Origin of the sequence: Rivularia sp. PCC 7116 (assembly GCF_000316665.1) — a bacterium.
Lineage (GTDB): Bacteria > Cyanobacteriota > Cyanobacteriia > Cyanobacteriales > Nostocaceae > Rivularia.
The window spans coordinates 4,517,981-4,529,445 of the sequence record NC_019678.1 but is presented as its reverse complement, the minus strand read 5'-3'; the positions used below and the strand labels follow the sequence as shown (position 1 = coordinate 4,529,445).

The 11,465-nt window shown below is 36.0% G+C and carries 10 protein-coding genes; 5 read left to right on the top strand and 5 right to left on the bottom strand.

Annotated features, from left to right (window positions below):
* The first annotated feature begins 648 nt into the window (after positions 1–648).
* Positions 649–1,248 carry a superoxide dismutase gene (locus RIV7116_RS17575; protein ID WP_015119650.1) on the top strand — a complete coding sequence of 200 codons (600 nt, stop codon included), beginning with the start codon at positions 649–651 and terminating at the stop codon, positions 1,246–1,248.
* Between the two features lie 160 nt (positions 1,249–1,408).
* Positions 1,409–1,597, top strand: a complete 189-nt coding sequence (locus RIV7116_RS17570; RefSeq protein ID WP_198287542.1) for a hypothetical protein — start codon at positions 1,409–1,411, stop codon at positions 1,595–1,597.
* 125 nt (positions 1,598–1,722) lie between these two features.
* On the opposite strand, the gene RIV7116_RS17565 is transcribed toward RIV7116_RS17570, so the two are convergent.
* Positions 1,723–1,968, bottom strand: a complete 246-nt coding sequence (locus RIV7116_RS17565; RefSeq protein ID WP_015119648.1) for a hypothetical protein — start codon at positions 1,966–1,968, stop codon at positions 1,723–1,725.
* Between the two features lie 390 nt (positions 1,969–2,358).
* Positions 2,359–3,570: a TetR family transcriptional regulator gene (locus RIV7116_RS17560; protein WP_015119647.1), complete on the bottom strand. Its 1,212-nt coding sequence runs from the start codon at positions 3,568–3,570 to the stop codon at positions 2,359–2,361.
* 280 nt (positions 3,571–3,850) lie between these two features.
* On the opposite strand from RIV7116_RS17560, the gene RIV7116_RS17555 reads away from it, so the two are divergent.
* Complete coding sequence (locus RIV7116_RS17555; RefSeq protein ID WP_015119646.1) at positions 3,851–4,687, top strand: fatty acid desaturase; 837 nt, start codon at positions 3,851–3,853, stop codon at positions 4,685–4,687.
* A 472-nt stretch (positions 4,688–5,159) separates the two neighbouring features.
* On the opposite strand, the gene RIV7116_RS17550 is transcribed toward RIV7116_RS17555, so the two are convergent.
* A complete protein-coding gene (locus RIV7116_RS17550; protein WP_015119645.1) occupies positions 5,160–5,564 on the bottom strand; it encodes a type II toxin-antitoxin system VapC family toxin in 405 nt (134 codons plus the stop codon).
* 5 nt (positions 5,565–5,569) lie between these two features.
* Positions 5,570–5,863 carry a hypothetical protein gene (locus tag RIV7116_RS17545; protein ID WP_015119644.1) on the bottom strand — a complete coding sequence of 98 codons (294 nt, stop codon included), beginning with the start codon at positions 5,861–5,863 and terminating at the stop codon, positions 5,570–5,572.
* A 206-nt stretch (positions 5,864–6,069) separates the two neighbouring features.
* On the opposite strand from RIV7116_RS17545, the gene RIV7116_RS17540 reads away from it, so the two are divergent.
* Positions 6,070–8,583: a CHASE2 domain-containing protein gene (locus RIV7116_RS17540; protein WP_015119643.1), complete on the top strand. Its 2,514-nt coding sequence runs from the start codon at positions 6,070–6,072 to the stop codon at positions 8,581–8,583.
* 133 nt (positions 8,584–8,716) lie between these two features.
* Positions 8,717–8,944 carry a hypothetical protein gene (locus RIV7116_RS17535; protein ID WP_015119642.1) on the top strand — a complete coding sequence of 76 codons (228 nt, stop codon included), beginning with the start codon at positions 8,717–8,719 and terminating at the stop codon, positions 8,942–8,944.
* A gap of 345 nt (positions 8,945–9,289) precedes the next feature.
* On the opposite strand, the gene tkt is transcribed toward RIV7116_RS17535, so the two are convergent.
* Complete coding sequence (tkt, locus tag RIV7116_RS17525; RefSeq protein ID WP_015119641.1) at positions 9,290–11,341, bottom strand: transketolase; 2,052 nt, start codon at positions 11,339–11,341, stop codon at positions 9,290–9,292.
* Positions 11,342–11,465: the final 124 nt, after the last annotated feature.

Genomic DNA, 11,465 nt, shown 5'->3' with positions numbered 1-11,465 from the left:
CCTGATTTTTTGTTCAACAACTTTCATTTCCTTTTAAGTATAGTAATGCAAAGTATTTATTAATATCTTCCTAAATCAGGTCTGTTTTTAAAATTTTTTGATAAAGTGCCCACTGATATCATGTCCGGTTAAACAGTTATCATATCTGTGAGGGCTAAGTAATAAGTAATAAGTAATAAGTAATAAGTAATGAGTAATGAGTAGTAGATAATAACCGCCATCTTTTCAGTAAGGTTATATCGTAAGTAATTAGCCGGACTTGATATGATTGTTAAACAACTCGTTAGAACGAGGAGATATTTTTTTGAGAATCTTTTGCGTTAACCATACTTAAATAAAATATCTATGTCATTAGCATAATAATAACTATAAAAGTTTACTTATCCATTATCGGGATAAGTTCCCCATCCCCTGGAAGAGGATTTTTAATTTTCTCAGATTGCGATACTATCTAAACGCAAGGAAGTTAAGGTAGTTTTACTTGTATTTTTTTTACTACTTTTGGTAGTTTCAATAAATAAATTATTCGTTATGGAATAGCATAGTTAAACTAAAATGCTAAACCATTGGAAGAAGATTTAACATCAAGTAATTTCTAACCTTAACTTCTAAAACGTTCCAAGAGAGATATTAAGAGAGGAGAATAAAATGGCATACGAATTACCACCTTTACCCTATGAATACACTGCTTTAGAACCTGCTATTTCTAAAAGTACCTTAGAGTTTCATCATGACAAACATCATGCTGCTTATGTTAAGAAGTACAATGATGCAGTTTCAGGTACAGAATTTGATAAAAAGTCAATTGAAGAAGTAATCAAGGAGATAGCTGGAAATTCCGAAAAGCAGGGACTTTTTAACAACGCTGCACAAGCTTGGAATCATACTTTTTATTGGCAATGCATGAAACCCAATGGTGGTGGTACTCCTGCTGGAACATTAGCTAAAAAAATCGATGCTGATTTCGGTAGCTTTGATAAATTTGTCGAAGCTTTCAAAACTGCCGGTGCGACTCAATTTGGTAGCGGTTGGGCTTGGTTGGTGCTAGATAATGATACTTTAAAAGTCACCAAAACCTTGAATGCTGATAATCCTTTAACTAGCGGACAAATTCCCTTATTAACTATGGATGTATGGGAACATGCTTATTATTTGGATTATCAAAATAAACGCCCCGCTTATATCGAAGATTTTTTAGGTAAGCTAGTTAATTGGGACTTTGTTGCTCAAAATATGGCAGCAGCATAATTTTTTAATTAACTTTGGGTGGGTAACAACTCACCCAATTTTGAGCTTTTTTATTTCTAAATATTAATTTGGTAAAAGCATAGGAGATAAAATCTCTACATAAATATTTTCCCCAATCTTATAATCAAAAACTATGATAGAACCTCATTATCCGAAAATTATGATGTCCTTTGAGTATCGCGAATGCAAAATTCAAATTGAACGCGATACATTTAACAAACAAAATATTTATGCTGCTTGGGTAAATTACGATAGAGGCTGTGCTATTGCAGTACCTTACGCTGTGACTCCGACTGAAGCTATCCAGAAATCAAAGCAATGGATAGATAAAAGGTTGAATTTGGATTGAATATTATCTACAAAGACAATAAACAAAATTTTATTTATGTCTATAAGTCTGGTTTTGAAGCAAAATAATCTAAAATGATAATACTTTGGACAAATTGCTCCAAACCGACATCATAAAGAATTATTTCAATACTTAATATACGAAGAGAATATAATATGCTGAACTGATGGTTCTACTCTATCCTCTAAATAAGGATGCAAATTTTGTTGTAAATTTGTATCTATTTGATATTCTTCTGATTGAGAATCTTCTAATTCCTTATAACTTTGATTCGGTTTTGATTGATTTAGAGCAAATAACTTTGAGCGTGCGATAGAAAAAGGTCTAAAAATATATCTAGCTAAACTACTTCTAGTAATATTATTCGCCATACTCTTTCTCCTAAAATAAGCTTAAATTTGATTTTATAGAAAAATATCATCAATACAGTTATACTTTTGTGTCAAAGTCTTAACTTAAGTTAAGCAAATATTTGAAATCATAAATTACAATTAAACTGTATTGAAATTATATCTTCTACAATCTTTCTTCAGCAACTTAAATTTACTTTACTACAAAGTTTTCTTAAAATGCTGCCGTAACCATTTAAGAATCTTTGACTATCTATAGAGTCTCGATAATAAAACACTCACAATTTAAATACAAGCATCTGTACTATAGTAATTTATACTTAATAGAAACTATTATTAGTTGAAGAAAGTAAAATTCAAGCAACTGTAAATTATTAGGTTGGAAGTCAAAAATTTTTATCTAGTTTTTATCTAATTTTTATCTAATTTTATCGCTTGTTCTAAAGCTAATTTTTCTTTAGCTCTATGTTCATATGGTTCTAATTCTTGCAAATCCCAACCCGTAATTAAACTCATATTTTCTAAGCTTATTCCTTTCATAAGCATTTCTACACACCAAGTATGTTGAGCTTGTTCGATGGCTGGTTGTTGTCCTTCTGGCGTTGATAATCCCTCAACTATTTTCTGCCAATATTCTTGTATTTCTGTTACTGAAATTGGCATTGCATCATTATTAAGTAATAATGCCGAATGCTTGTCTTTGCGAATTTTCAAATATCTAGTTAATGGGTTGTTAGTATAGGAACCATAGCGTTTACCCATAATCCATTGATTAATCGGAACTTGGCGAAATTCACCTTTAACTATTTGCAATAAGTGTTGATTTGTGTCGCAAATTTGATGATTTCGCTCTAAATTAGTAATTTCTGCGGTTGATAAACCTGTTCCAAATAAAATATATATTAAAGCGTAATCTCGTAATCCAGATTTTTTAGCACGTTGCAAAATCAACTGAACTGTATTTGCTGGTAAATCGACTACTTTTTCTACATGTACTAACTCCGACGTAACTAAACTCTTAGAATTAGTAGCCCCCATCAAAAATAAACTTACCAAATCCTCTAAAAAATCATCTTTATCATGCCAAAGTTCATGAAATTCACTCGTAAATTCCATCACGGCATACCCTAACAGCATAATATTCAGCAAGCTCGCTAGTTTTTGAGGTGCTAAATGTGCCTGCAATTGCTCCCTCTCCATCACTATGGCTAAAAATTCAGCAACATAATGGTTTGCTTCTTTCAAACTTCGTCCTAATGCTTGACGATTTTCTAAAGGATAATTACCAGCCTCTCCTACCACCGAGCGAACTAAATTCGGCGATCGCTCTAAAGCCTGCAAGCGATCCTCACAATAGTTTTTCAAGGCTTGGCGAACGCTCTTACTTTCAGTAGCTTGATTTTTTAAATATTCGCTAAGCTCTTGAAATACAGGTGATTCGGAAATTATTGCTAAAAGCAACCCGTGTTTGTTTCCAAAATGTCTAAATAATGTAACTTCATTCACTTTCGCCGACTTTGCAACTGCTTTGGTGGTAGTTTCGGTAACTCCTTGAGCAGCAAATAATTCTATTGCTGCATTAATTATTCGCTGTCGAGTTGAGCTTATTTGGGAATTGGACATTATAAGTTTTCACTGCGAGGTAGGTAGATATATTTGGATTCGTATTCTCGTATGAATGATTTGCTGAAATTTCATCACTCTACAAACGTGACAAATGTCATGCAAGTAGTACTTGCATTTTAATTTTATCTTTGTTAACGTAAGAATGTAAGTGACGCTTGCATGTACTTGTCTACGATTACGCATCTTACCTGGTTTTGGTTTTAGGTAGGTTGTTTTGGGGAAACGGAATACATCTAATTAGTTTTATTAATAATACTCACAGTCTAAGGAAATAATTATGACTACACGCTCGGCTGTTACTGAGGGTAAGCAACCGCTTGCTTTGAGTTGGACTTTTACGTTATTTATAGGTTCGATTCATGTTTTAGCTTTGTTAGCTCCCTGGTTTTTTTCTTGGTCTGCTTTGGGAGTAATGATATTTTTACATTGGCTATTCGGCAGTATTGGTATTTGTTTGGGTTATCACAGAATTTTAAGCCATCGCAGCTTACAAGTACCGAAATGGCTGGAATATATCATTGCCATTATCGGAGCGATGGCAATTCAGGGAGGTCCAATTTTTTGGGTAGCCGGACATAGATTACACCATGCTCACACAGAGGATGAAGATAAAGATCCTTATTCTGCCAAGCGTGGTTTCTGGTGGAGTCATATGCTGTGGATGATCTATCCTGTTGAGGAATTTTTTGACTACGAACAGTACAAAAAATATGCTCCCGATTTAGTTCGCCAACCATTCTATCGTTGGTTAAATCGCTACTTTATATTGCTGCAAATACCCTTGGTTGCTTTACTGTATGCTTTAGGCGGATGGTCTTTTGTAATCTATGGTGTAGTTCTTAGAGCAGTATTACTTTGGCATTCCACTTGGTTGATTAATTCTGCGACTCACATCAGAGGTTATCGCACTTTTGACTCAGAAGATAATTCCCGCAATCTTTGGTGGGCAGCGATTTTAACTTATGGTGAAGGTTGGCACAATAATCACCACGCTCATCCGAATGTAGCAAAAGCTGGATTGCGTTGGTGGGAAATAGATATGACTTGGTGGGCTATTAAAGTATTGCAAAGTTTGGGATTGGCTAAGAAAGTAGTGATGCCAGTTAATGAGTAATTAGTAACTTAAAGTTAGTTTGTATTAACTTGTAGGTTGGGTTAGACGCACTAGTAATTTTGATAGTTAACTAAAACCTGCTATGCGTCGTAACCCAACATTTGATTGTTTATATCTTAAAGAGTAGGGTGTGTTATAGCTTCAGCCGCGAGCGCACCAAAATCATGAGGAAATAGATTCGTAAGTTGGGCTCGCGGCGCACTAATATTTTTGATAGTTAACGAATAGTTGTTATGCGGCGTAACCCAACATTTGATATGAAATTATCATAGTATTCAGTGTAATATTAAATATTTTTTGGAATTAAATTATTTAGTTTTCTCTAAGTTATGATGTTGGGTTACTCTGCGAGAACGCTTCGCGTACACTTCGTTCTACCCAACCTACAAACTTTTAATTCTTCCCTATCCATAAAATTTATATAATTTTATTATCAAACTTATTTTAACAATGCTGATTTTAATTATTAACTTTATATTTCCACCCAATTCTCCAACTCAATCTCCTCAACTCTTCCCATATCCGAATCATTAGAAACCAAAATCAACCCGCGTGTAATAGCAGTAGCAGCAATTAAAACATCAGCATCTTGAATTGGTCTACCTTTTTTCTTCAAATCAGCATGAATTCTACAAGCGGTTTCTATTATTTCTAAATCATCTAAATATAAAACATCATAATCAATACAGAACTGATGAAAGTCAGCTAATTGCCTTGTAGCATTTAAAGCTAAAAGACCTCTTTTAACTTCATAGTAAGTTATACAACTGATAAATACTTCTTCTCCATAACGAGTTACTTGTCGTAACTTATTATTTAGAGTAAGATTTTTCTTCAGTATGTAAGTCACAATATTTGTATCTAATAAATAACCCACCCGATTTATCTACCTTCCACGGCTTCATCAAAAATTGCAATTTGCTCTGGTGTCAAATCATTTAAAGTACCTGAAACAGCTTCCAAAGTTAATATTTTCTTAATTCTACGAATAAGTTCATTCTCTGGAATTGCTTTAAATTCTTCTTCGGAAAAGCTAGCAAATAAATCTACTAACATTTTCACCATTTCATCTTTATTCAATTTTACTTGATATAGGCTATTTCCTGTTATTAATTTTTCTACTATCGGTTTAATTCGATTAATAAGCTCTGGATTTTCTTTTTTTACTTCTTGCATAATCAACTCTTTTTTTCGCTTTTGTATAGTACTTCTTTGTCAATATTAACGCAGTTATATTTTACGGTAGCTTTTCGATTAACTTATTGATGAGCATAACTGCCAATATACTTTTATGATAAGCTTATTAACATTAACTAAACAAATAAATATACCTCCTGTATATCCCGTCTTCTAAGATATTTAAATATGCGTGTAGATAGTTTATGAGTACCTTAGTTATTTTAAGCTTGGGGCAAGGTAATTTATTTGAAGGCTTCCCTGCAATTACGGTACAAGTAGGGGAGACTGGTAAGTTTTATAAAATGAAAGTAGGGGGTAGTTTGCCACCTGCACCGGAAATTGCTCGAATTTACCAGGGTTGGCGATCGCTATATGCTGCTTATTACCAAAGTATGTGTTTGGGTAATAGTCGAGAAATTGATATTGATGATGAATTAGAAATTGAAGAAGGGAATATTACTAATTTTTCATCGTTGGATTTAACCGATTTAAGTCATCAACTATCAGCTTTAATTAATGCATGGTTAAGTTCGCCGGAGTTTAGCAATATAGAGCGTCAATTACGCACGCAGCTAAAGCCAAACCAAGAAATACGCTTCATCATCGAAAATAACGGTCGCAATGATATTTCTGTTCGGCGGTTACCTTGGCATTTGTGGAATTTTTTTGAAGATTATTTTTTAACAGAAGTCGCTTTAAGTACTTACGAACATAAACAACCAAATAGATTTGATTTTAATAGACCAAGAAATACAGTCAAAATATTAGCAATATTTGGTGAAAGCACGGGAATTGATATTGATAAAGACCGCAATTTTTTAGAAAATTTATCGCATCAAGCAGAAATTAAATTTTTAGTAGAGCCTTTATTGTCGGATTTAAACGAGCAGCTTTGGCAAGAAGGTTGGGATATTTTATTTTTTGCAGGTCATACTTCTGGTAAAAATAACGGTTTGGTATATATCAATCAAACGGATACAATTACCATTGAGCAGATAAAGTACGCTCTCAAACAAGCTATCGGACGTGGTTTAAAGCTGGCAATTTTCAATTCCTGCGATAGTTTGGCTCTAGCGCAGCAATTACAGGATTTGCAGATTCCCCAAGTAATTGTAATGCGCGAACCAGTACCAGATTTGGTTGCTCAAGATTTTCTCAAATATTTTCTGGCTGAATTTTCTCAAGGAAAATCTTTATATACTGCGGTACGTTTTGCTAGAGAAAGATTGCAGGTGTTGGAAACAAATTATCCCTGCGCTACTTGGCTACCAGTAATCTGTCAAAATCCTACCGAAGCTCCAATAATTTGGACGCAAAAAGGTCTGATTAGCGAAAATTTAATCAATCAACCTATCTACAATAATCCGATAAGTTCTGGAATAATTCAAACACAAGAAAATAGTGGAGGGGAATATCTTAGCAACAGTAATACTAGAGCAAAAGAACCTGCTTATTCCCGCAAAAATATTTTACTAATCATTTTAACCAGCCTGCTTGTAACAGCTAGCATTATGGGAGTGCGTTATTTCGGAATTCTTCAACCTCTGGAATTAAAAGCTTACGACCATTTAATGCGGTTGCGTCCAATTGTAGAAAGAGCAGATCCACGCTTGTTAATAATTACTATTGACGAAGCCGATATTAAATACCAAAACGAGAAGAAAATGAACCTGCGGTGGTCGCTGTCAGATGAAGCGCTGGCTAAACTTTTAGTAAAACTTGATAAATACGAACCAAAAGCGATTGGTATAGATATTTATCGCGATTTTTCTACCGATAATAATTTTCCCAATTTAGTTAAACGTTTGCAAGAAGACAATCGTATTTTTGCAGTTTGCAAAGTTTCAGTTAGCGACGACGGTAGAGATGGTGTTTCTGTCTCGAATGAGATTCCCAGGCAACAAGTCGGCTTTGGTGATGTTATCGCAGATGATGATGATATTCCCCGCCGTCAACTTTTATTTTTGAATCCCCCCCTCAATTCTCCTTGTAATTCAGAATATGCTTTCACTTATCTGTTAGCAAAAAAATATTTACAGGATAAAGGTTACGAGCCAAAATTTAATCAAGAAAATCAATTAGTAATCAACGACGTTGTATTTAAGCGATTAAAATCCCATAGCGGTGGCTACCAGCAGATAGATGCACAAGGTTATCAAATACTGCTTAATTATCGTTCTTTAGCTTCAGTCAAAAAAATTGCTCCTATAATTGCACTCAAAAAGATTCTGGAAGATGAAATTGAACCTTCAGCAATTGAATCGATTAAAAATCGAATTATCTTAATTGGAGTTACAGCTTCATCTAGTGCCGATTATTGGAAAACTCCCTATAGCAAATCATCGTCAAACAATCAAAGGCAAGTTCCGGGGGTATACGTACAAGCGCAGATGATAAGCCAGATACTCGGTGCTGTTGAAAATAAAAGACCTTTGATTTGGTGGTTGCCCCAATGGCTAGAAGCTTTATGGGTTTTTGCTTGGTCTGTTTTAGGAGCAAGTCTCGCTTGGTTCGTACGTCGAAATGTTTATTTAGGAATCGCGATCGCAGTTTCACTCATAACACTTTTTGTACTTTGCGGTAGCATATTTACTCAGGCAGGTTGGATACCCCTGGTTCCCAATGCCTTAGCTTTAATTATTTGTGCTGTTGTAGTCAAGAATAAGTGGTTATCGATTTTTGTAAATTCCGTAACAATAAAATCGGGAAAGCAGTAAAAGCAATTTCAATTTGCATAAATCAGATTTAGGAATCACTACAAAAATATAGAAATGAATAATTGCTAGAATCCGCACCAAGTTATTAAAAGTGCTGATGCGTAGCAAATACAGATTCCTAAATTTTAAAACAATGACTTTCCTAAACTCAACTAAAAGATATTCTAAATTAGCTTGCTTGATTTCTTTAATACCCATCATTATTATTGGCAACCCACTAAAAGCAAGCGCTTATTCAACCCAATTAATACAAGCATCAGATGCTGAAAATAATAGTATTCCCACTGTAGTTGCTCAAAGAGTTCCTCAAAATTTAGGTTCGCCGGATGAAGGTCGTCGTCGAGGAGGTAGCAGTCGATAAAACAATATAACAGTGATTTAATCGCATTAAAAGGTTTGCAGTATTATCATCATCAAGTTACTTTAATTAGTGAAAAAGACCCTTATAAAAATCAATATTATCATCAGGCTAATAGGTTTTACGATATCAAATATTTACGGATTAATTAATGAAAGAAAACGAGAATACTTGAATCTATTTTTAATTAATCTTAGGGAAAAGTATAAGATTAAAATACGCGATTTGAGCAATTATATTTTAACTTTAATCGATGCTGACATTCTAATTGAATACAAAAAAGGCGGGCTACTAAACCCACCTTAAACACAGTTATTCAATTATTGAATTATCCAATTAACCTAAAAATTAACCCAAAACTTTCTTAGCAGTTGCTACGACATTATCAACAGTGAAGCCGAATTTTTCCATAACAGTTGCACCAGGAGCCGAAGCACCGAATCTGTCGATACTTACAGCTGCGCCTTCAGTACCAATGTACTTGTGCCAGCCGAAGCTAGCAGCAGCTTCTACGGATACCCGCTTGGTAACAGATGATGGGAAAACGGATTCCTTGTAAGAATCATCTTGATCTTCAAATAATTCCCAAGATGGCATAGAAACTACGCGGACTTTCTTACCTTCACCGGAAAGTTTTTCGGCAGCACCCACACAAAGCTGTACTTCAGAACCAGTACCAATCAAAATGATATCTGGAGTTCCGTCGCAATCAACTAAGGTATAAGCACCTTTAGCCACGTTATCGATAGAAGTACCTTTTAAGTTAGGTACACCTTGACGAGTGAACGCTAATAAAGTGGGGTCTTTTTTCTTAGCTCTTTCGATAGCGCATTTATAAGCCCCAGAAACTTCGTTTCCGTCTGCTGGACGAATTACGTTGAGGTTAGGAATAGCTCTCAAAGAAGCTAAAGTTTCAATTGGCTGGTGGGTAGGACCATCTTCACCTTGTCCGATGGAATCGTGAGTCATAACCCAGAGCGTTCCAGTATGCGATAGTGCCGATAAACGGATAGCAGCACGCATGTAGTCTGTAAAGATTAAGAAAGTTGCACCATAAGGAACTAATCCCGAATCGTGCAAAGCCATACCGTTACAAATACCGCCCATACCGTGTTCGCGCACGCCGAAGTGGACGTTACGGTTTTGATGTTGACCTTTCTGGAACTCTCCCGATTCCTTGATTTCGGTTAGGTTGGAGTGAGTTAAGTCAGCCGAACCACCGATTAGTTCTGGTAAAACTGATGCCAGTTTGTTGAGGCAATCTTGAGAGTATTTACGGGTTGCTAATCCTTTATCTTCGGGGGTGTATGTAGGTAATACTTTGTCCCAACCATCGGGAAGCTTGCCAGTTAAATAACGCTCAAATTCTGCTGCTTCTTTAGCATATTTGGATTTGTAGTCAGCAAAAGTCTTATTCCAGTCTTCTTCATAACCAGCACCGCGTTCTACTGCTTTACGCATGTGGTTTAAAGCATCTTCTGGTACTACAAAAGGCTCGTGCTTCCAACCTAAGTTTTCGCGGGTAAGTTTGATTTCATCAGCACCGAGAGCAGCACCGTGAATACCTGCTGTGTCTTGTTTGTTGGGCGCACCGTAACCGATAGTGGTTGTCACCTTAATCATGGTGGGCTTGTCAGTGACAGACTTAGCTTCCTCGATAGCTTTAGCAATTGCGTCTAAATCGTTATTACCATCTTTAACGTGAAGAACGTGCCAGCCGTAAGCTTCAAAACGCTTGGAAACATCTTCGGTAAATGCTACGTCGGTGGAACCATCGATAGAAATGTGGTTGTCGTCGTACAGGGCAATTAATTTGCCTAAACCTTGGTGTCCTGCAAAAGAGCAAGCTTCACCAGAAATACCTTCCATGTTGCAACCGTCACCTAGAATACAGTAGGTGTAATGGTCAACTATTTTAGCATCGGGTTTGTTGTACATGGCAGCAAGATGTGCTTCTGCCATTGCCAAACCTACTGCATTAGCAATTCCCTGACCCAGAGGTCCGGTAGTAATTTCTACCCCTAATGTCATGAAGTTTTCGGGGTGTCCGGGAGTGCTTGATTCCCACTGACGGAAGTTCTTGATATCTTCTATGCTGACGCTATCAAACCCCGCTAAATAAAGCAGAGCATACTGCAACATAGAACCATGACCGGCAGACAGAACAAAGCGGTCGCGATTGAACCATTTGGGGTTTTTGGGGTTAAACCGCATGAATTTATCCCAAAGCACGAACGCCATTGGCGCTGCGCCCATAGGTAGTCCGGGGTGTCCGGACTTTGCTTTTTCTACAGCATCAACTGCTAAAAAGCGAATTGAGTTGATACAAAGTTGTTCGAGGGTTTGGGTTTGGGTTGCAACAGCCATAATACGATTGTTTTTAACGACGTTAGCGTTCATTTAGTAGCTTTATGTAGCTCGCCACGGGGGTTATTTTGATTTTCCCAGCATAGCTATATAATTATCATCCCATTGCTGCTTGTTGACGGACAAGAGGTACCATCGCAAGATTTTTATGAAGGGA